Source organism: Solimonas sp. K1W22B-7, assembly GCF_003428335.1.
Classification (GTDB): domain Bacteria; phylum Pseudomonadota; class Gammaproteobacteria; order Nevskiales; family Nevskiaceae; genus Solimonas_A.
Window position 1 is genome coordinate 3621924 of the sequence record NZ_CP031704.1, and the last position, 21142, is coordinate 3643065.

The 21142-nt window shown below is 68.3% G+C and carries 15 protein-coding genes; 6 read left to right on the forward strand and 9 right to left on the reverse strand.

Annotated elements, in window-relative coordinates; genetic code table 11:
* Window positions 1–52: 52 nt before the first annotated feature.
* Complete coding sequence (locus D0B54_RS16255) at window positions 53–574, forward strand: DUF4442 domain-containing protein (RefSeq protein ID WP_117292319.1); 522 nt, start codon at window positions 53–55, stop codon at window positions 572–574.
* Here the strand turns inward: D0B54_RS16255 and D0B54_RS16260 are convergent.
* The 3 genes from D0B54_RS16260 to D0B54_RS16270 form a co-directional block, all read right to left on the reverse strand.
* Window positions 571–1860: a lipase family protein gene (locus D0B54_RS16260; protein WP_162932478.1), complete on the reverse strand. Its 1290-nt coding sequence runs from the start codon at window positions 1858–1860 to the stop codon at window positions 571–573. The genes D0B54_RS16255 and D0B54_RS16260 overlap by 4 nt on opposite strands.
* 199 nt (window positions 1861–2059) lie before the next feature.
* The gene (locus tag D0B54_RS16265) at window positions 2060–3226 is read right to left on the reverse strand and encodes an FG-GAP repeat domain-containing protein (RefSeq protein ID WP_162932479.1); all 1167 of its coding nucleotides are present in this window, start codon (window positions 3224–3226) and stop codon (window positions 2060–2062) included.
* Between the two features lie 248 nt (window positions 3227–3474).
* On the reverse strand, window positions 3475–4932 hold the full coding sequence (locus D0B54_RS16270) for a serine hydrolase domain-containing protein (RefSeq protein WP_162932480.1): 1458 nt from the start codon (window positions 4930–4932) through the stop codon (window positions 3475–3477).
* A gap of 295 nt (window positions 4933–5227) precedes the next feature.
* On the opposite strand from D0B54_RS16270, the gene D0B54_RS16275 reads away from it, so the two are divergent.
* A complete protein-coding gene (locus D0B54_RS16275) occupies window positions 5228–5506 on the forward strand; it encodes an acyl-CoA-binding protein (RefSeq protein WP_162932481.1) in 279 nt (92 codons plus the stop codon).
* Window positions 5507–5908: 402 nt separating this feature from the next.
* Here the strand turns inward: D0B54_RS16275 and D0B54_RS16280 are convergent, their stop codons facing one another.
* Together D0B54_RS16280 and D0B54_RS16285 are read right to left on the reverse strand one after the other, a co-directional pair.
* Window positions 5909–7267, reverse strand: a complete 1359-nt coding sequence (locus D0B54_RS16280) for a sigma-54-dependent transcriptional regulator (RefSeq protein ID WP_117292324.1) — start codon at window positions 7265–7267, stop codon at window positions 5909–5911.
* The gene (locus D0B54_RS16285; protein WP_117292325.1) at window positions 7264–9099 is read right to left on the reverse strand and encodes a sensor histidine kinase; all 1836 of its coding nucleotides are present in this window, start codon (window positions 9097–9099) and stop codon (window positions 7264–7266) included. Before D0B54_RS16285 ends, D0B54_RS16280 begins: the two co-directional genes overlap by 4 nt.
* 176 nt (window positions 9100–9275) lie before the next feature.
* Between D0B54_RS16285 and D0B54_RS16290 the strand changes: the two genes are divergently transcribed.
* Window positions 9276–9935 carry a DUF4166 domain-containing protein gene (locus tag D0B54_RS16290; RefSeq protein ID WP_117292326.1) on the forward strand — a complete coding sequence of 220 codons (660 nt, stop codon included), beginning with the start codon at window positions 9276–9278 and terminating at the stop codon, window positions 9933–9935.
* Window positions 9932–11770, forward strand: coding sequence for a TIGR01777 family oxidoreductase (locus tag D0B54_RS16295; RefSeq protein WP_117292327.1), 1839 nt, complete (start codon window positions 9932–9934; stop codon window positions 11768–11770). Before D0B54_RS16290 ends, D0B54_RS16295 begins: the two co-directional genes overlap by 4 nt.
* A 70-nt stretch (window positions 11771–11840) precedes the next feature.
* On the opposite strand, the gene D0B54_RS16300 is transcribed toward D0B54_RS16295, so the two are convergent.
* The 3 genes from D0B54_RS16300 to D0B54_RS16310 all read right to left on the reverse strand — a co-directional run bounded on the left by D0B54_RS16300 (window position 11841) and on the right by D0B54_RS16310 (window position 17139).
* Entirely contained in the window at window positions 11841–14027 is a 2187-nt protein-coding gene (locus D0B54_RS16300; RefSeq protein WP_117292328.1) for a DUF1302 domain-containing protein, read from the reverse strand.
* Window positions 14028–14171: 144 nt separating this feature from the next.
* The gene (locus tag D0B54_RS16305; protein WP_117292329.1) at window positions 14172–15845 is read right to left on the reverse strand and encodes an AMP-binding protein; all 1674 of its coding nucleotides are present in this window, start codon (window positions 15843–15845) and stop codon (window positions 14172–14174) included.
* A gap of 274 nt (window positions 15846–16119) precedes the next feature.
* The gene (locus D0B54_RS16310) at window positions 16120–17139 is read right to left on the reverse strand and encodes an AraC family transcriptional regulator (RefSeq protein WP_117292330.1); all 1020 of its coding nucleotides are present in this window, start codon (window positions 17137–17139) and stop codon (window positions 16120–16122) included.
* A 104-nt stretch (window positions 17140–17243) separates the two neighbouring features.
* Here D0B54_RS16310 and D0B54_RS16315 point away from each other — a divergent pair, with 104 nt between their 5' ends.
* Both D0B54_RS16315 and D0B54_RS16320 read left to right on the forward strand, forming a co-directional pair.
* Entirely contained in the window at window positions 17244–18383 is a 1140-nt protein-coding gene (locus D0B54_RS16315; RefSeq protein ID WP_117292331.1) for an acyl-CoA dehydrogenase family protein, read from the forward strand.
* A 105-nt stretch (window positions 18384–18488) separates the two neighbouring features.
* On the forward strand, window positions 18489–19427 hold the full coding sequence (locus D0B54_RS16320) for an NAD(P)H-dependent flavin oxidoreductase (protein ID WP_117292332.1): 939 nt from the start codon (window positions 18489–18491) through the stop codon (window positions 19425–19427).
* Between the two features lie 92 nt (window positions 19428–19519).
* On the opposite strand, the gene D0B54_RS16325 is transcribed toward D0B54_RS16320, so the two are convergent.
* A complete protein-coding gene (locus tag D0B54_RS16325; RefSeq protein ID WP_117292333.1) occupies window positions 19520–21136 on the reverse strand; it encodes a phytoene desaturase family protein in 1617 nt (538 codons plus the stop codon).
* Between the last annotated feature and the right edge of the window lie 6 nt (window positions 21137–21142).

The window sequence follows — 21142 nt, forward strand, 5'->3', positions numbered from 1 at the left end:
GGGGTCCGCCACCACGGCGGACCCCTTTTCGTCGATCCCGCAGGGCCCTCCCATGTCGCAACTGTTCCGCAGCCCCACCGCCTTCCGCACTTTCATGAACCTGTGGCCGCCGTTCTGGGGCACGGGCATCTCCATCACCGGGATGGCACCCGACTACAGCCGCCTGGTGGTGCAGATGAAGAAGCGCTTCTACAACGCCAACGCCTTCGGCACGCACTTCGGCGGCAGCCTCTACGCCATGTGCGATCCCTTCCTGGTGCTGATGCTGGTGCCGCAACTGGGGCCGGAATACCTCATCTGGGACAAGGCCGCGAGCATCGAATTCATCAAGCCCGGTCGCGGCACCGTGACTGCCGTGTTCGAGTGGGACGCAGCGGAGATCGCAGAAATCCGCCAGCGCACCGAAGGCGGCGCGAAGTACGAACCGCAGCGCATGGTGGAAGTCCGCGATGCCAGCGGTGAACTGGTCGCCCGCGTCCACAAGACGCTGTACGTGCGCCGGCGCAGGCCGGAGCCCGAGCCGGCGGCGGCGCCGCGGGCCGTGGCTGCGGCTGACCAGGTCGCTGCCGGCTAATTGCAGGATTTCGTGCCCGGCGGCAGCAGCGTCAGCGCGCCACCGGCGAAGCGGCTTTCCAGATACAGCAGCTGACTCGGTGCCGAAGTGACGGCGCCGACGATGTGCTCGCCGGTGAAGTCCTTGAACACGTGCACCGGCGAACCCCTGGCGCACCAGTCGTCGGCGACCTTCTGCATCTCCGCGAACGGCGCCAGCTGGTCGGCGGCCTGGTGATAGAAATAGACGTCCGCGGTGGGCGCGACATCGGGCTGCGGCAGCGAGATCTTCGGCAGCACGTCACGCGCGCCCGGCGTGGCATAGATGTCCTCGACCGTGGTGTAGTCGGACATCTGGCCCTTGGGGCCCGCCGACCCGTCGGTGGTGCCGCCCAGGCAGCCGTCCTTCACCGACTCGGCCATGGCCTTGCCCTCCTCCGTCAGCAGGCTGGGCGGAACCAGCTGCGGGAACAGGCGGTTGATGCTCAGCACCGCGCCGTACATCACCGGAAAGAACAGCGCACTGCCGTCGAAGGCCCTGGCGGTGGCTTCGAGATTCGCGGGAATGCCACCGATCGCCACGGCCCTGAGGTCCAGCTCCGGCGCGTACTTCGGCTGCATGCCCGCGGCCCAGGCGGTGGCCACGCCGCCGCCGGAGTAGCCCATCAGGCCCACTGGCGAATCCGCGGTCAGCCCCAGCGCCTCGAAGCGCTTCGCGGCGCGGATGCCGTCGAGCACGATCGGGCCGGCGACGCGGCCGACCGCGACCGAGGAGGTCGGGCCCAGGTGATCCGGGAACACCAGCGTCCAGCCCAGCGCCAGCACCTGCGGGATGTAGTTCAGGGCCTCCAGCTGCGAGTTGGTGTTGGCATAGCTGCCGGTGACCTGCTGCGAGGGCGCGCACTTCAGGCCGGCGCTGTTGATCGCGAACTGGAAGGACACCAGCGGCCGGTTGAGCGTCAGCGCCGGCAGCAAGGGCTTGACCACCGTGGCGATCGCCGCCATCGGCTGGCCCTGCAGGCCGGTGCTCATGTACTGCAGCTGCCAGGCGGAGTTGGGCATGGGAATGCCCAGCGGCGCGTAGCGTACCTCGCGCGAAGCGATGATCGTGCCCGGCGCGAGCTTCGGCATCGGGTCGGGCTGGTCGAAGAAAGGGTCATCCAGCGGCGTCGGCGGGTACAGCATCCTGGTGAAGTCGATGCCCGGGGCCGTGCCGTCGTCGCCGCCCGAGCCGCCGCCGCAGGCGGCCAGCAGCGTGACGGCCAGCAACACCCCCAAATGCCAGGCGGTCCGGGTGGTCTTTTCCATGCGCGATCTCCTCAGATTGAATGCCGGGTCCGGCAGCCTGCGGTGCTGGCCCGTTCTGCATTGAACTCTGCGCGCTGCGCAGTGCCCGGGGTGAGAGGCGCGGAGGTCATAGTGCTTGATATTTCGGGTCATCGAGTAAGGCCCCCGCCCACGAAAAAGGCCCGCCGGAGCGGGCCTTCCTTTCTCTGCCGATTGAAGCTCAGGGCGTGGTGTTGCGTATCACCGACAGGCGCGAGGCCGGGTTGAAGATGCTGGTGAGCCCCTGCACCGCGATGTCGAGCTTGCCGTCCTGGTTGAAGTCGGCCACCGCCGGCCCCTGCGGGATCAGCACACCCGAGGTGCTGCTGCCGGCAGTGAAGCCGCCGTTGCCGTCGCCGATGATCACGGTGACCCTCTGCGAGGTCACGTCCGGAATCACCACGTCCTGGATGCCGTCGTTGTTGAAGTCGGCCATGCCGGCGTTGCCGGTGAAGTAGCCGCCGTTGTAACGCGCCGGCGTCAGCGGGTTGGTGAAACCACCGGTGCCGTTGCCCTTGAACACCAGGATGTTCTGGGTGGGGCTGAACTCGGCGAGCACCACCACGTCCTTCTTGCCGTCACCATCGGTGTCGGTGACCATGACATCGCCCGGCACCAGCGGCGCAACGCCGAGGCTGTTGAACGTGAAGCTGCCGTCGCCGTTGCCGAGGTAGGTCAGGATCGACTGGCCGATGAAGGCCAGCGACAGCACCATGTCGAGAGTGCCGTCGTTGTTGATGTCGCTGTAGACGAAGGAGGACAGCGTCGGATCCGGCACCACGGTCAGCACGCCGGTGCCGAAGCTGCCGTTGCCGTTGCCCAGGTAGGTCTTCACGCCATAGCGCAGCTGCACGCCGAGATCGAGCTTGCCGTCGCCGTTGACGTCGGCCAGTTCCACGCCCTCCTGGCCGCCCTGGAACTCGGTCACGTTCCAGCTCTGCGTGAACGTGCCGTTGCCGTTGCTGAGCAGCACCCAGATACTGCCGGCGTTGGTCGCGATCAGGTCGTCCTTGCCGTCGCCGTTGAGATCGGCGGAATCCACCACGCCCACCAGCGGCTGCAGCGTGACCACCGTGCCCGGCGCCTGGAACGTGCCGTTGCCATTGTTGAGCATCACGCGCGGGCCGAGGCCGGAGTAATAGTCGGCGCTGACCAGGTCGGGATAGCCGTCGCCGTTGAAGTCACCGGCAGCAACCGCGTCGGTGTGCACGCTGCCACCGCCGAGACCGCCGACGGCATAGTGGGCAGGAGCGGCAAAGGTCGGCGCCGCGGCCTGGGCGGAAAACGAAACGAAACCGAAAGTGGCCGCGGCAGCCGCGGCGATGAGACGACGGGTATGAACAGGCATGTGATCCTCCGTGATGTTGATGTCTTGCATGTCGGCCGCGCTGTTTTGCGCAAGCGTGGCCGGCACAGTAGCGGCGGCCTGATCCCGTTCGTGATGGGAGGAAATGCCAGTCTCATTAACTTTATGGGCCAAGTTCTCCGCCTTGTAGGCCATTGCCGATTGCAGCCGTAGGCGCAGGGCAGGAAATGGAACAGGCCCGATTCAGCGGGCCTGTTGTGAATGTATCGGCGGAGCCTTCCGCGCCGGTCCTACTCCTGCTTCTGCGGGTAGATCACTTCGCTGTACTCGCGGCCGCCCATGGCGTCCGTCGCACTGCCGGTCACCACGCCGAGGAACTGCAGCACGGTATCGCCGCCGAAGTTCGCCAGGTCCTGCACGATCAGGCGGCCGTTGCACAGGATCAGGTTGCAGTCCGGCAGCGTGTCCTGGCCCAGGCCCAGCAGGATGCCGGCGAGGTTCCACTCGAAGGCATTGAGGTAGCCGAGGATGTCGTCGAACTGTCCGGCCGATTCCGGATAGGTCAGCGGACCCGGATCGGTGATGCGCTTCTGGTCGTCGACGGCGTCGGTGATCAGGCGGATCAGTTCCTTGTACTTCATGCCTTCGACCGTCGACAGTCCGTCGCCGGGGCCGCCGTTGCGCACGATCACCATGTGGCGGCTGGGCACGGCAATGATCATCTGGCCCAGCGCCCCCATGGCGCCGTAGGCATCGCGCGGACTGCCCGGCAGCAGCGGGTAGTCCACCGGCACCGGCCGGCCGATGTGGCTGCCCTTGTGCGTGTCGCCTTCGTTGGTCCAGATCAGATAGCCGTAGCCCGGGTTGGCCTTGGTGCCGTGCTTCAGGTCGTTCATGTAACCGCGGTCGATCAGCTGCCGGCCGTTCCACAGGCCGCTGTACAGCATGAGGTGCCCCATGCGCGCCTCGTCGTCGGGGCGCATCATCAGGCCACCGGGGGCAATCGTGACGCCGCTGCGGTCACGCAGCCACAGCCAGCTGCTGCGCTGGATGCCCATCGGCGCCATCAGTTCCTGCTGGGTGAACTCCTGGAAATCCCGACCGGTGGCTCGCTCGACGATGCGCGACAGCGTCGCCAGCGTGTTCTGCGCGTACATGTACTCGCTGCCGGGCTCATACCAGAACGGTTCCTCCAGCGTCTGCTGCACGGGATCGCTGAGCAGGCCGGCGATCTCGTCGGCCAGTACCAGGCGCAGTCCGGAAGTCTGCGTCAGCAGCTGGCGCACGGTCAATGCGCCATGCGGCGCATCGGCCTCGGGCAGGTACTTGCCGATCGGGTCGTCGACACGGAGATGGCCGAGTGTGACTGCACGGCCGATCGACAGCGCCAGGACCGTCTTGGAGGCACTGGCCATCAACTGCGGCACATAGATGCTGTAGCGGTCGCGCTGCGACTCGCCGGCCAGGCAGCCATAGCGGTAGACGCGGATCGAAGTGCTCAGCAGCCGGTTGCCGTACTCGATCGCCTCGTCCAGCCGCTGCCGGTTGAAGCCCAGGGTCGTCGCATCCACCGGCGGGAAGAACTGCCCCTCTGCGGGCTGCGCGCATTTCGGCGCATTGCGCGGGATGGGCTGCAGCCCGGCGCTGGCCCCGCCTGACAGGCCATCGACCGGCGCGGAGTGGTGGCAGGCCGCAAGGGCCAAGGCCAGGCAGAGGCCGGCAGCGCCGGCCAGCTTGTTGTTCTTCAAGATCATCTCCTCGGTTCGGCGGCAGCGTTGGCCGTCCATGCCGCGCAGTCTCTGTAATCGCCGTCCTACGGCGTGAGAGCCGCTCGCGCCAGATTGCTTATCTTTTCGGGTCGGCCCCGAGGAACGGTACAAAGCGGGGAACAAACGGCGGCGCTGTCCCGATCCGCCAAGCAGCTTGGCACGTGCGGCGATTCCCGCTCCGTGTCCCAGCGCAGAACATGTCGCTACCCAAGGCTCCTCGGAGTTGCGGGGTCCATGCCGTTTGCGGACCCCGCCTCTTTTTTTGCTCGCACTGATGAGTGACCTCAAACAGATATTCGAAGCCGCGATGTCGCGCCTGCGCCTCACCGGCTCTCGCTCCGCAATAACGCAGGAGCAGGCCCTGCGCCTGCATGCCCTGCACCTGCAGGCACTGCACGGAGACGCCGCCTCCCAGCGCATGACTTTCGCCGACTTGGACGAACGCAGCCGCCACGAAGCCTGGATCCGCCTGCGCGGCATGAGCCGTGACGATGCGATGCGGCGGTATATCGCAGAGGTCGAGGACATCTTCGCCTTGCAGCGGCGGGCGTGACGGCCTCTTCCAATGGCTTGGTGAGCGCAGCGAATTGCTTTTGATGTTCCGGGTTCCCTCGTAGCGGCGCCCGCACAGGGGTCGGGCGCAGGGGTCGAGCCGGACAGGATGTCCGGCCGAGGACACGCAGGCCATGGATGGCCTGTGTGTCCGACCCCTCAGCGACCGACCACTGGGCGGGGAACCCCGCGTGAGCGGGGCGCCGATACAAGGGTACGTTTTCTCTTGGTTACTTCTCTTTGTCGTATAACAAAGAGAAGTAACTCGCCCTTGGGCGAAATAAACCTCCAGAGAGCCACCGCACCTGACCGGCGTAGTCGCCGGCACCACCGTTGTGTGCGTCCCTCGATACACCGCTACGCGGCACTCGGGATGAACGGTTCGGAACGGAACTCCGTATTTTTATCGCAAGCCCAATCTATCGAGCTTCTTCAGCAACCCCACCCGCGAAATCCCCAGCAGCCTCGCCGCCTCCGAGCGATTGCCCTCGCTCTCCTGCAGCGCCGCCGTGATCATCTGCACCTCCAGCGCCGCAATCGCCTCGTCCAGCGCCTTGCGCTGCTGCAGCGGTGCCGGCGCCGCGCTGCCCTGGGCGAAGCACAGGGCTTCGACGTCGGCGATCACCTCGCCGCCGCCCTGCGCACCCGCCAGCGCCGCCGTGCAATCCATCAATGACTGCAGCTCGCGCACATTGCCCGGCCAGGCCTGCTGCGACAGCCAGACGGCCGCGTCGGGTGCCAGCTGCGCGCGGCGGCGGCCCAGGGCGCGGCGCAGGAACAGGGCGGCCAGCAGGGGCACGTCCTCGCGGCGCTCGGCCAGTGCCGGTGTACGCAGCACGATGCCCTTGAGACGGTAATAGAGATCCTCGCGAAACGTGCCCTCGGCCACCATCGCCTGCAGGTCGCGGTGCGTGGCGGAAACCACGCGCACATCGGCACGGCGCGGCTCGCGGCCGCCCACCGGCAGGAACGTGCCTTCCTGCAGGAAGCGCAGCAGCTTGACCTGCATCGCCGGCGGCATCTCGCCGACCTCGTCGAGGAACAGCGTGCCGCCATCGGCGGTGGCCAGCAGGCCGGGCTGGTCGCGGTGCGCGCCGGTGAAGCTGCCCTTGAGATGGCCGAACAGCTCGCTTTCCAGCAGCTCCGCCGGCACCGCGCCGCAATGCACCGCCACCAGCGGGCCGGCCGAACGCGGGCCGCTGCGATGCAGGGCGCGGGCCACCAGTTCCTTGCCGGTGCCGGTGGGCCCCTGGATCACCACGCCCAGCTGCGTCGGTCCGATGCGGCGGATCATGTCGCGCAGCTGCCGCACCGCCGGCGAATGGCCGACGATGCCGAAGTCGTCCTCCACCGCCTGCGCCCGCAGCGTCAGCAGTTCCTGTTCGAGCTTGGCCTTCTGCATGGCGCGGCCGACGATCATGCGCAGCAGGTCGGGGTCCACCGGCTTGGCGATGAAATCCCAGGCGCCGCCCTCGGTGGCGCGCAGCGCCAGCGCATGGTCGGCATGACCGGTGATGACGATCACAGGCACGCTGCCGAACTGCGGCAGCAGCGCCAGGCCCGCCTCCGGCGTCATGCTCGGCGGCATCGCCAGGTCCAGCAGCACCACGTCGGGCTTCTGCTCGCGGAAGCGCTGCAGGGCGCTGTCCGCATCGCCGGCGATCGACACGCGGTGGCCGAGGCCCTGCAGCCACAGCGTGGCAAGCCGCTGGAAAGCCGGCTCGTCGTCGGCCAGCAGGATGTGACCGGAAGGACTGCTCATGAGGATGGCTCCACCGGAAAGCTGAGGACGAAGCAGGTGCTCCAGCCTTCGCGCGCTTGCAGGCCCACGTCGCCGCCATGCGCCTGCATGATGCGCGCGACGATCGCCAGGCCCAGGCCGGTACCGTCGGGACGACGCGAGACGAAGGGCTGGAACAGGCTGTCGCGGATTTCTGGCGGCACGCCGCTGCCGTTGTCGCAGATCGCCAGTTCCAGGGTACGCGCGTCCGGACGACGGGCCTCGACCACGACGCGGCCGCCGTCGATGCCGGCGATCGCGGCGCGGGCATTGTCGAACAGGTTCAGCAGCACCTGCTGCAGGCGCCGCGGATCGGCATGCACCGGCAGCGGCGCATCCAGGCCCTCGCCCATCGCCACGGCCGCGTACGGCGCCGCCAGCGCGCGCACATAGTCGGACAGGTCCAGCGGCCGCAGCTCTACCTGCCAGGATCGCGCGTAGTCGAGCAGGTCGGCGGCCAGCTGCGAGATGCGCGAGGTCTGCGCCAGGATCTCGCTGCGCAGTTCCGGCGCCGCCATGGTCGCGGCCATGTTGATGATGTTGAGCGGGTTGCGGATGTCATGCGCCACCGTCGCCGCCAGCGCGCCGAGTTCGGCGAGACGTTCCTGCTGCTGCTGCTCACGCTCGCGCAGTGCCAGGCCCAGGGCCTGCTCCAGCTGCTGCGCGCGCTCCGCCAGGATCGTGCCGAACAGCTGCGCGACGTGGCGCGGTCCCGGCGGCGCCGCGTCCCAGCCGCGCATCGTGCTCTGCCAGCGCCCGCCCTCGCGGCGGCAGCGTAGCGCCGGCACCCCGCTGTCGGCCATCGCCGCGTCGGGATTCACCGTGACCTCGATGCCGATGCGCAGCTGCGCCGACAGGATCGACGCCGCAGCCTGCGCCAGCGCATCGTAGGACTCCGCCGGCTGCAGCTGCGCGCGCCAGCGCTCGACATCGCCCTCGCCCAGGTGCGAGCCCGGGTAGACCAGCCGCGTCGCCAGGCGACGGAAGGGATCGAGCAGCAGGCCCGAGGCCAGCAGCGTCGCCACCGCCACCGCCCACAGGCCCCAGCCGGAGCGCGGCGCACCAAAGGGCAGCGGCAGCGTGCTGAGCGCGATCAGCGCGGCGGAGCCCAGGCCCACGGTCAGCGCCCAGGCCAGGCCGCGGCGCGCCCAGGCGTTCACGATCATCAGCTCGTAGCGCAGGATGCCGTAGACCAGGATCACCGGGTACAGCGGCAGCAGCAGCAGCGGGAAGGGATACAGCTCGATGCCGAAGGACGCGAAGCCGTAGGCGCTCATGCACATCAGGCCCCAGCCGCTGGCCAGGCACATCGCCACCAGCTGCCCGCGCGGCGGCCCGCGACGGACCAGCCAGTGCCAGAACAGCACCGCGTGCCCGGCGATCGCCAGCAGCGCCCAGGTCCAGCCCACCACCCAGCCCATCGCGGTCGGCAGGAAGAAATATTCGAAGCCTTCCCAGCGCTGGTAGCTGCCCGGCGGCAGCCACAGCGCCAGCAGGCAGGTGAGCCCGCCCAGCGCATAAATCGCCGCCAGCAGCACCGGCGGCCGGCGCGTACCGCAGAGCACCAGCACGAAGTGCAGGTACACCGCCGAGGTCAGCGGCGACAGCGAGGCCAGCGCCATGCCGGCCGGGATCGCGCCCGGCCCGAACCAGGTCGGCAGCTCGCAGGCCAGCACCCAGGCCGCCACGCCGAACAGGAACAGCACCAGCAGCCGCAGGCCGGCAACGCCGCGCAGGCGCAGCAGCAGCACACCCAGGCCCAGGCTTTCGACCAGGGCCAGCGTCAGGGCGACGTGGACGTAGAGCGGCGACATGGCCGGAACATATCAACTTCGTTTACAGCTGAGTAGCCGGAATCGTGTACCTGGTTTACAGGCAGGCAGGCGGCCTTTTGTAAAATCCTTTTTATTTCATGATCTTGAATAGATGGCAAAACCCGGCACGGCTCTTGGGACATGGAAGGTGAATCCGCCCGAAACAGGAGCCCGCCATGACCCTCATGACCCCCCAGGTCCTCCGCGCTGTCCCGCCGCAGGACCCGCCCCCGCCGCCCGACTTCGAGGCCCTGGTGGGCCGCGAGGGCTGGTGGCGGCTGCCGGCGGCGGTGCGCCAGCGCTTCCATGAGAAGCCAGCGCCGCAGGCGCCGATCCGCTACGTCGGCGTGATGCACCAGGTGGAGTGCTCGACGCTGGGCTGGCTGCTGGCGCAGTGCTGCCGCCTGATCGGCACGCCCTTCGCGCCCTGGCGCGGCCGCGACGTGCCGGTGGCGATCACGCTGCGCCATGACGACGACGGCGTGATCTGGGAGCGCGAGTACCGCTACCCGGACCGCCCGGCGATCACGGTCAGCTCGACCAAGCGCATCGGCAGCGACGGCTCGCTGCGCGAATGCGTCGGCTGCGGCTTCGGCATGCGCCTGGCGGTGTTCGAAGCCAACCGCGCCCTGCACTTCCTCAGCCTGCGCTACTTCTGGCAGCCCGGCGGCCGCCTGCGCTGGCTGCCCGGCCTGCTGTCGCCCGGCGTCGCCCACGTGATCCACGAAGACCTCGGCGACGGCCGCTTCCGCTTCGCCATGACCATCCACCACCCCTGGTTCGGCACGCTGTTCCAGCAGGACGGCGTGTTCCACCGCGCAGGAGAACTGCAATGACCACCGTCCTGATCCTGTTCTGCATCCAGTGCCTGCTCGGCGCCTTCGACAACCTCTGGCACCACGAACTGGAAGCCGGCCTGTCGCGGCAGCCGCAGGCGCGCACCGAGCTGGCGCTGCACACGCTGCGCGAGCTGCTGTACGCACCGATCTTCGTCGGCATCGCCTGGTGGAGCTGGCAGGGCGCCTGGGCCTGGCTGCTGATCGCCTTGCTGGCGACCGAGATGGTGGTGACGATCACCGACTTCGTGGTGGAGGACCGCACACGGCGCCTGCCGCCGATGGAGCGCGTGCTGCATACCGTGCTGGCGATGAACTACGGCGCGCTGCTGGCGCTGTGGGCGCCGATACTGCAGCAGTGGACTCGCCTGCCCACCGCGATGACGGCCGTCGATCACGGCCCCTGGTCGTGGGCACTGGGCGTCTTCGGTGCCGGCGTACTGGGCTGGGGCCTCTACGATCTGTTCGCCGTGGCCAGGCTGGGCGTGCCGCAATGGCTGCGCGAGCCGCTGCGCGTGGAGCCGAACGAGGCCCCTCGCACCCTGCTGGTGACCGGTGCCACCGGCTTCATCGGCCGCGCCCTGGTCCGGCGCCTGCTGCAACGCGGCGAGCGCATCATCGTGCTGAGCCGCGATCCGCTGCGCGCGGAGTACCTGTTCGGCCCGCGCGTCGAAGCCCTGGGCTCGCTGGCGGCGATCGACGCCGAACGCCGTATCGACGCCATAGTCAACCTCGCCGGCGAACCGGTGGCCGGCGGCCTGTGGACGCGCGCGCGCCGCGAACGCCTGTTGCAGAGCCGCATCGCCGTCACCACGGAGGTGACGATGCTGATCCGGCGCCTGCGCCACAAGCCGGCGGTGCTGGTCAACGCCTCGGCGATCGGCTGGTACGGCGAGCGCGGCGACACCGCACTGGGCGAGGACAGCGGTGCCGGCGAAGGCTTCCTGTCGATGCTGTGCCGGCGCTGGGAGGAAGCGGCCTGGGCCGCGACGCGCGAGGGCGTGCGCGTCTGCCGCCTGCGCATCGGCCTGGTGCTGGGCCGCGGCGGCGGCGTGCTGCAGCCGCTGGCACTGGCCACGCGCCTGGCCGGCGGCACGGTGCTGGGCGATGGCCGCCACTGGATGTCGTGGATCCACCTGCAGGACTTGCTGCGCATCATCGACCTCGCCCTGGAGGACGAAGACCTGCACGGCGGCATCAACGCGGTGGCGCCGCAGCCCTTGCCGCAGGCCGCATTTGCCGCGGCGCTCGCAGGCAGCCTGCGGCGGCCCCTGCCCTGGCGCGTCCCGGCCTGGCTGCTGCGCCTGATGGCCGGGGAGATGGCGGACCTGTTCCTGGTGAGCCAGCGCGTCGAGCCGCGGCGCCTGCTCGCCGCCGGCTTCCGCCACGAGCTGGGCGGCATCGATGCGGCACTGGACCAGATCCTGCACCAAGCCCTGCCGGCGCCGGTCGCCGCGCGGGTCTGGGTCAACCAGCGCTGCCCGGTGTGCCGCACGACCATGGGCCTGCAGCAAGCCACGGCGCAGCGCGGCGGCGTGGACCTGGCCTTCTGCCCGGTGGAGGCCGACCGCGAGCTGGCCGCCTGGGGCCTGCAGCGCGAGCAGCTGCGGCGGCGCCTGTACGTGCAGACCCGCGACGGCCGCCTGCTCAGCGGCATCGACGCCTTCGCCGCGATCTGGGCCGCGCTGCCGCGGCGCCGCTGGATCGCGACGCTGATGCGCCTGCCGCTGCTGTATCCGATCAGCTGCATGGTCTACGACCTGGCGGTGGCGCCGCTGCTGTCGGGCTGGGACGAGCGCCGCGCGCGGCGGCGGGAGCTGGCGCAGCTGCGGTGACACCAAACGAAAACGCCCCGGTTTCCCGGGGCGCTTTTCTAGGGCCTGTTGACACTACGGCAGCAGACTCTCAGAACGCGTAAGAAAAGCTCAGCGAAGCGTTGTCGCGGTCACGATAGTTGTTGCGATCGCCGGCACCGGTGTACCAGGTGTAGCCCATGCGCACGCCGAAGTCCTCGCTGACCTGGATGTCGTTGACCAGCGCGAACTCCTTGCGGTCCTCGACGAAGTTCTGCAGCGGCTGCGGCGCGGTGCCCTTGATGTCCCAGGCGATGATCAGCGTCGGGCGGAACGACAGGCCGAAGATCACGTCGTTGTACTCGCCGCGGATCAGCGAGCGCCAGCCCCAGGCGAAGTCGTCGGCGAAGCCCTTGGTCTGCTGCGTCGGGTTGAAGCGCAGCGTCGCCGGCGGCACGCCGCCCGGCTGGCCGGTGCCGTCGGCGCCGCCGCTGGCATGGGTCGAGTTGAGATAGAAGGTCTCGAACTGCAGCTGGTTGCGCTTGGGCATGTCGACGATGTGGGTGAAGCCGACCTCGTTGATGAAGATGATCTGGTCGGCACCCAGGATGTCGGACACGGCGCGGATCGCGGTCAGGCCGAACTGGCCGGCACCGAAGCGCTCCCAGCCGCGCAGATACTGGCCGGCCTCCACGCGATCGATGCCGCGGTAGCGCGTGACGTAGGCCGGGAAGGCGTCGGTGGCCGCCGGGAAGGTCACGTCGGACAGGGCGACCAGCTGGCCCAGCAGCCCCAGCACCTGGCCGGGATTGGCGAGGATGTCCGGCAGGTTGCCGATACCGGCGCCCAGGGCACCGGCCAGGTCGGCCAGGTTCAGCGACTGCAGGTCCACCAGCTGCGCGAAGCTGATCTGGTTGGCCGGCAGCGCCGGCTGCGCGGCGGCGAAGAACAGGTCCTGCACCGAGATCAGCACCGGCAGGTTCGGGCGGTAGGCGTACTCGCCGGCGATCGACCAGCTGCCGACGTTGGTGTTGAAGCTGAAGCCGTACATCTGGATGTCTTCGGGGTATTCCACCACCACCTTGACGGTGTCGGCCGGCAGCGGCTCCAGGCCCTCGCCGTAGATCGGGTTGGGCAGGTCGCCGTTGAAGCCGCGGCAATCGAGGTAGGCGCCGACGATGCTGGTGGAATCGCGTGCGCAGGAGTCGTCTGCGGCGAACATCGAGGCGTAAGGCAGGCGGCTGTGATAGTTCAGGAAGTAGAACGACAGGTCGGTGCCCTCGTTGAGCCAGCTGGCGAAGTGGCTGATCTTGGCGCCGTACTGGCCGTCGTCGCGGGCGTCGATCTCGCGCACCGGCACGGTCAGCGTGGTGCGGCTGAGCTGGCGCAGGTCGGCGTTGCTGAACTCGAACTCGTTGTTCGGGTCCTCCGGGAACTGGCCCAGGGAGACGTTGGCGGTGAGGCCCTTGCCGCCGATGAAGTCGGTGAAGGAGAAGAAGCTGCCGGCCGGGTCCACTTCCGCCGGCTTCCACTGCAGCTGGTAGAACAGCTCCAGGGAGATGTCCTCGGTCAGGCTGGTGGCGATCGTGACGGCCGGCACCGGCTTGAACACCTCGTTGATCTCCGAGCCCGGCGCATGCAGGCTGCGGTAGCTCGGCGGGTTGATCTCGCTGATGCTGTTCAGCGCCAGCAGGGTGGACTCGCCCCAGCGCACGATCTGGCTGCCGACGGTGATCGCGCCCTCGCGGCTCTCGCCCCAGCTGAAGTTGTACTGCACGAAGGCCTCGTACAGCTCGGTGCCCAAGGCGTAGCGGTCGATGGCGTCGCCGGGGCGCGGTGTCTTGTGCGGCTGGTACAGCGTATTGCTGTGCGTCTGGTCGAAGTCGGCATTGACCGGGTCGTAGAAGCCCAGGGCATGCACGCGCCCCAGCCAGTCGCCCTTGCGCAGCGTCAGGTCGGTGTTGATCTTGAACAGGGCGGAAACGACGTCGCCCTTGTCGTAGGCCATGTTGCCGTCATCGCCGTTGGCGCCGAAATAGGCACCGCGGGCATCGACCAGCCGCTGGTTGGGCGCCGTGTCGCCGGTCAGCGACAGGCAGTCGTCGCTGGCGCAGAGGTTCTGCTGCCCCGGGATGTTGGTCTTGCCGATCAGCTCCTCGGCCTGGTGCTGCATGCGCACCTGGGTGCCGGCCGAGAGCAGGGTCTTCCATTGCATGTCGAAGCCGTAGAACTCGCCTTCGAGGGCGGACGCGGGCAGCGAGATCAGGGCCAGCAGGGCGGCCCAGGGCAGTTTTTTCACGTTTCCTCCGACGCAACGCAGCCCTTTTTTAGGAACAGCCGGGCCATTCCGGGGAACCTAACATCGGACAATGGCAGCGGCATTGGCACTTTCGGGCACACACCCTGTCATTCCGGCAAGCCAGTGTCCACAAAGAGCCTGCGCTCAGCTCCAGAGCACCTCGTTCCGGGCGCTGGCCCAGGTCTCGGCCTGGCCCAGGTAGCGCTGCTCGATGACGTTGCGGCGGATCTTCATGGTCGGCGTGAGGAAGCCGTTGTCCATGGTCCAGGGCTCGGCCACCACCACCAGGTAGTCCAGCTGCTCGTGGTCCTCCAGGCGCCCGTTGAGGTCGCCCAGCAGGCTGCGGAACTCGGTTGTCAGGGTCTCGCGCCCGCCGGCATCGGCCTGGGCCCGCGCCTCGGGCGACAGCAGCAGCAGGGCGAAGGGCTGGGGCTGGCCGGAGCCGGTGACGCAGACCGCCTCGATCGCCGGGTGGTTGGCCAGCTGGTTCTCGATCGGCACGGGCGCCACGTACTTGCCCTTGGCGGTCTTGAACAGCTCCTTCACGCGGCCGGTGATCTTCAGGTAGCCCGCGGCGTCGATCTGGCCCATGTCGCCGGTGCGGAACCAGCCGTCGGCGCTCAGGTCGGCGGCGGTTTTCTCCGGATCCTTGTAGTAGCCCATCATGTTGCCGGGGCTGCGCACCAGGATCTCGCCGTTGTCGTCGATGCGGCAGTCCACTCCGGGCGCGACGGTTCCCACCGTGCCGACACGGACCTGGCCCGGGCGGTTGCCGTGCGAGTAGGCGAAGTTCTCGCTCATCGCATAGCCCTCCAGCAGCTCCAGACCCAGCTCGCGGTACCAGCCGATCAGCTGCGGCGACAGCGGTGCCGAGCCGGTGACGGCAACGCGCACGTCCTGCAGGCCCAGCTGCCGCAGGATCTTGCGCTTGACGATGCGCGAAACCAGGGGAATCCGGAACAGGCGGCGCTGCTTCTGCGGCGGCAGCTTGTCGCAGATGCCCTGGTAGAACTTGGTCCACAGCCGCGGCACCGAGAAGAACAGCGTCGGCCGGGCGCGGCGCAGGTCCTCCAGGAAGGTCGGCAGCGACCAGGCGAAGTAGACCCGGAAACCGTTGTACAGCGACAGCGTCTCCACGAACACGCGCTCGGCGGCATGCGCCAGCGGCAGGTAGGACAGCATGCGGTCGGAGGTCGTCAGCGGATACAGCTGGTCGACGCCGGCGGCGGTGGCGCGCATCGCCGCGAAGCTGATCATCACGCCCTTGGGCCGGCCGGTGCTGCCGGAGGTGTAGATGATCGTCGCCAGCTCCGGCGGGTCGCGATGCACCACCTCGGCCAGCGGCGGGCTGCGGGCCACGATCTCGTCCCAGGAGGGGCCCAGTCCGGCGGGCGCCAGCGGCAGGGCGACGCGCGGCAGGTCCGCCGGAATGCCCGGCTCCACGATCGGCCACAGCTCTTCCATCTTGCCGACGAACAGCAGCTTCGCCTCGCTGTGCTCCAGCACGTAGGCGGCGGTTTCGGCGTTCAGCGTCGGGTACAGCGGCACCGAGACATGGCCCGCTGCCCAGATCGCCAGGTCGGCCATGATCCAGTGCGCGCTGTTCTTGCCCAGCAGGCCGATGTTGCTGCGCGGCGGCAGGTCCAGAGAGCGCAGGTGGGTGGCCATGCGCCGCACCTGGTCCGCCGCCTGGCCCCAGGTGAAGTCCACCGTCCGGCCCTGCCCCAGCGGCTGGGTCAGCCAGATGGCCTGCGGCTGCACCAGCTCCCAGTGCAGCAGGCAGTGCAGCAAGGTCGCTTTCTCGTCGGCTTGCGCCATAGGATTCCCCGGACAGGTTTCAGGGTGCCGCGCGGGCACCTCTCATGGTCGCGCAGTGTCGGCCATGGCCGCCAGCGGCGCGAGGGCGCACCGTGCCAGATTGCTTAGCCGTATGGGCCAGACCTTTGTTCCCCTCTCCCGCTTGCGGGAGAGGGTGGCCGCAGGCCGGGAGAGGGTTTCTGTAAATGGTGGGCATGCCGATCCAGTTGGATCTACAGCCCCTCTCCCGGCCCTCCGGGCCACCCTCTCCCGCAAGCGGGAGAGGGAACAGAATTCACAGCGCGTCCCGATAAGCCCCCGGCGTACTCTCCGTCCACCTCCGGAACGCCCGGTTGAAGGCGCTCTGCTGCGAAAAACCCAGCAGGAAGGCGATGTCCACCAGCGACAGTTGCGGATCGCGCACGTAGCCCAGCGCCAGGTCGCGGCGCATGTCGTCGAAGGCCGCCTTGAAGTGGCTGCCGCGCTGCTGCAGGCGGCGCTGCAGGGTGCGCCCGGAGATGTTCAGCGCCGCCGCCACCTGGTCCATCTCCGGCACCGCCTGCGGCAGCAGGCGCGCGATGGCGGCGCGCAGCTGCGCCATGAAGGGATCGGCCTCCAGGCCCAGTTCCTTCGCCTGGCGCTGCGCCTTGGCCTCCATCATCTGGCGCAGCTCGGGATCGGCCTGCGGCAGCGGACGGTCGAGCAGGCCGTTGTGGATCGACAGGCTGAAACAGGGTGCGTCGAACCGCAGCGGGCACTGGAAGATGCGGCGGTACTCGTCCAGCTGCGCCGGCTCGGGATAGGGAAAGCTGACGTCCAGCGGGCGGAACTGGCTGCCGAAGACCCAGCGCGCAAAGCTCAGCATCGAAGCCGCGTGGCATTCCCCGGCGGCCCTGGTCAGCAGGCCCGGCAGCGGCGGCAGCGTCTCGCGCAGGCGCAGCAGGCCGTCGGCCTCCTCGTAATCCAGCTCCACGCCCTGCATCACCAGCTGGTGCCAGCGCTGGTGCGTCTCGATGATCTGCCGGCTGGTGCCGCAGCTCATCATGATGTAGCCGACCACGCCATAGTGCGCCGGCCGCACCCGCTCGCCGGCATGCAGGCCCACGTGCGGATCGCCGGTCTGCTCGATGGCGCACTCCAGCGCCGCGTTGAAACGCAGCCGCGACACCCGCCGGTCCGGGTCGGCCAGAGCAGCCCCGGGCACATCCAGCGCCGCCAGCACCGGTTCCAGGGCCTGGCCCCGCGATTGCAGCCAGTCGGTCAGCACCCGGCAGTAGGCCATGGTCAGCGTGGGGGTTTCGGGCGGAAGGATCACGGCGTTTGGCGGTCTGCGGTCAACAGGTTGGCATCCAGGGGTCAATTCTAGGGAAAGCCGGCCGGGAACAATTCGTTCGTCCTTTTTCCAATCCGAGACCCGAAATGCAGCGCAAACCCCAGGAACCCGAGATGGAGCTGTTCCGCGATTCGGCACGGAAATTCTTCCAGACCGAGATCCGCCCGCATTCCGAGCGCTGGCGCGAGGCCGGCATCGTCGACCGCGAGGCCTTCAGGAAGGCCGGCGAAGCCGGCTATCTCTGCATGTGGGCCGACGAGCAGTACGGCGGCCTGGGCCTGAAGGACTTCCGCTACGAGCAGATCCTGATCGAGGAGAACGTGCTGCACGGCGACCCCGGCTTCTTCATGACGGTGCACAGCCGCCTGATCGCGCCCTATCTCGGCACTTTCGGCACCGACGAACAGAAGCAGAAGTATTTCCCCGGCATCATCAGCGGCGAGCTGATCCTGGCGGTGGCGATGACCGAGCCCGACGCCGGCTCCGACATCTCGGCCACCAAGACCCGCGCCGAGGACAAGGGCGACCACTGGCTGCTCAACGGCTCCAAGACCTACATCTCCAACGGCATCCTTGCCGACGTCGTCATCGTCGCCGCCAAGACCCATCCGGAGAACCCGCACGCGATGACGCTGTTCATCGTCGAGCGCGGCATGGAGGGCTTCGAGCGCGGCCGCAACCTGAAGAAGATGGGCCTGAAGTCGCAGGACACCGCCGAGCTGTTCTTCCGCGACGTGAAAGTGCCCAAGGCCAATGTGCTGGGCCAAGTCAACAAGGGCTTCTACCACCTGATGCACGCCCTGGCCGAGGAGCGCCTGCTCTCCGCCACCGGCAACGTCGTTGCCGCGCGCGCCGCGGTGGACGTGACCCGCGACTTCGTGCGCCAGCGCAAGGTCTTCGGCAAGCCGCTGTCGAAAATGCAGAACACGCGCTTCAAGCTGGCCGCGCTGGACACCGAGATCGAGGTGGCGCAGAACTTCATCGACCGCTGCATCGAGGTGCACAACGAGGGCAAGCTCAGCCCCGAGGACGCGGCCCGCGCCAAGCTCTTCGCCAGCGAGGTCTACGGCCGCGCGGTGGACGAGGGCGTGCAACTGCACGGCGGCGCCGGCTACATGGACGAGTACCCGATCTGCCGCATGTACCAGGACGAGCGCATCAACCGGATCTTCGCCGGCACCTCGGAGATCATGAAGGAAATCATCGCCCGCTCGATCCTTGACTGACACCGAAAACATATTCGCCGCGGATTGCGCGGATACACGCGGATTCTGTGCAAGTTTTTTGATCCGCGTTCATCCGCGTCATCCGCGGCAAGAAAGGAGCTTTACATGCGCATGCCCGAATCCTGGAAAGGCCGCGTCCGCGTTCCCGCGATCGCCGCCCCGATGTTCCTGGTATCCAATCCGAAGCTGGTCGCCGCCTGCTGCAAGGGCGGCGTGGTCGGAACCGTCCCGGCGCTCAACCAGCGCAGTACGGAAGCCTTCGTCGCCTGGCTGGAAGAACTGCAGGGCACGCTGAGCCCGCAGGATGCGCCCTACGGCGTCAACCTGATCGTGCACAAGTCCAATCCGCGCCTGCAGGCCGACCTGGCGCAGGTGGTGAAGCACAAGGTGCCGCTGGTGATCACCTCGCTGGGCGCGGTGGCCGAAGTGGTGGACGCGGTGCACAGCTACGGCGGCCTGGTGTTCCACGACATCGTCAGCCTGCGCCACGCCGAGAAGGCGGCGCAGGCCGGCGTCGACGGACTGATCCCGGTGGCCGCCGGTGCCGGCGGCCATGCCGGCACCATCAATCCCTTCGCGCTGATGCCGGAGATCCGCTCGGTGTTCGAGGGCTACATCGCCCTGTCCGGCTGCATCGGCAGCGGCGCCGGCATCGCCGCGGCGCAGGCCCTGGGTGCGGACTTCGCCTACCTCGGCACGCGCTTCATCGGCACGCAGGAAGCCAATGCCTCGGACAGCTACAAGCAGATGCTGCTCGACGCGCGCGCCGCCGACATCGTCTACACCGCGCACATCAGCGGCGTGCCGGCCAGCTTCCTGCGCGAATCCATCGTCAGGGCCGGCCTGGACCCGGACAAGCTGCAGGCCAAGACCGGCATCGATTTCGGTGCCGAGCTGTCGGCCGGAAAGGCCTGGAAGGACATCTGGTCCGCCGGCCAGGGCGCGGGCGCGATCCGCGACCTGCCGACGGCGGGAGAGCTTTGCGAGCGCTTGGCCAGCGAGTACCGCGAGACCTGCAGGAACCTGGCCTCTGCGGGAAGTTGACGGAGTAGGAGCGGCTGTCAGCCGCGAAGGGAGGTGATCATGTCGACCTGCCATCGCGGCTGACAGCCGCTCCTACAAAAGAAACAAAGCCCTCAGGCCTCCGCCGGCTGCCACTGCTTCAGCAGCTTGAACACCTGCCCCGCCTTGCTGCCCATCATCGCCGCGGTGGTCATCACGCCGCCCAGCAGCGCGCCGCCGACGCCGGCGGTCACCACGTCCTGGCCGGTGAGGTAGAGCCCCTTCACCGGCGTCACCGGGTGCAGCCACTTCTGCTCGAAGCGGCGCAGGTCATGGTCCAGGCCGTAGATCTCGCCGCGGTCGTACATGCCGAAGAACTGCGTCGACAGCGGCGTCGACAGCTCCACGTAGTCGAGCTTGCCGCGCAGCTGCGGCATCTGCCGGTACAGACCCTCCAGCAGGCGCTCGGTGAACTGTGCCTTGAGTGCCTCGTAGTCGGCGCCGCGCTGGTTCCAGGTCTCGCCGGCCCATTTCTCGAACCACTCGTAGCGGCCCAGCGTGATCACTTCCACGGTGCTCTTGCCCGGGTAGTTCCGGTCCCAGTCCGGATCCTTGGCCGAGGGGAAGGAGATGTACAGCATCGGCAGCGTGCCATGCGGGTCGGCCATGAAACGCTCGACGTTGCCCTCGTGATCCGCGTCCGGGTAGACCCAGAGATTGGTGCGCGGCAGGCCCAGTTCCTGCGCACTGCCCTTGAATCCGGCGTAGATGCACAGGTGGCCCGACGAGGGCTTCACCTCGCGCAGCTTCTTGGGATAACCATGGCGCTCGCGCTCGGCCCGCGGCAGCAGCTGCTCGAAGGTCAGGCGCGCGCCAGCGCTGCTGACCACGGCCTTCGCCAGGACACGGCTGCCGTCCTCCATCTCCACGCCGGTGACCCGGCCGGCCTCCACCAGCAACTGCTTGACGCGGGCATAGGTGAAGACCTCGCCGCCGCCGCTGCGGATCACCGGCACGATGGTATCGGCGATCTTCCAGGAGCCGCCGACGGGATAGTTGCCACCGGCGAAGTAATGCTTGGTCACCGCCGCGTGCATGATGAACGCAGCCTCGCGCGGCGGCAGGCCGTAGTCGCCCCATTGCCCGGTCAGCACCGCGATCAGTTCCTGGTTGCCGGTGAGCCCTTCCAGCACCTCGCGCGTGGTCTGGAAGCATTCGCGCGGCACGCGCAGCGGACGGATCTTCTCGTAGAGCCGTGCCAGCCGCGGCGGCATCGCCTGGCCGGCGAAGTAGGCCTGCATGCTGCGGCTGACCTTCTGCACCAGCGCGAAGTAGCGGTCGATCGCCTCTTCCTCGCCGGGGAAGCTGCGCTTGAGTTCCGCTGCCAGCTTGTCGCGGCCGGCGATGAAGTCGTAATGGCGTTCGCCGATGATGATGCGGTCGTAGACCTCGTCCATCGGCGCCCATTGCAGCTTGCCGTCGGAGATCACGTCGAAGATGCGGCGCAGCGGCGCGTGCGGCTTGTGCACCTCGCCGACGTAGTGCACGCCCACGTCCCACTCGTAGCCCTCGCGCTCGTAGGAGTGCGTGAAGCCGCCAGCGGTGTAGTGCTGCTCCAGCACGCAGACCTTGCGGCCCAGGCGCGTCAGCAGGGCGGCGCAGGCCAGCCCGCCGATGCCCGAGCCGATCACGATGACGTCATATTCAGCCGCCGCGCGACCGGGCCGGTAGCGCTTGCCGGTTCTTTTCATGCTCTC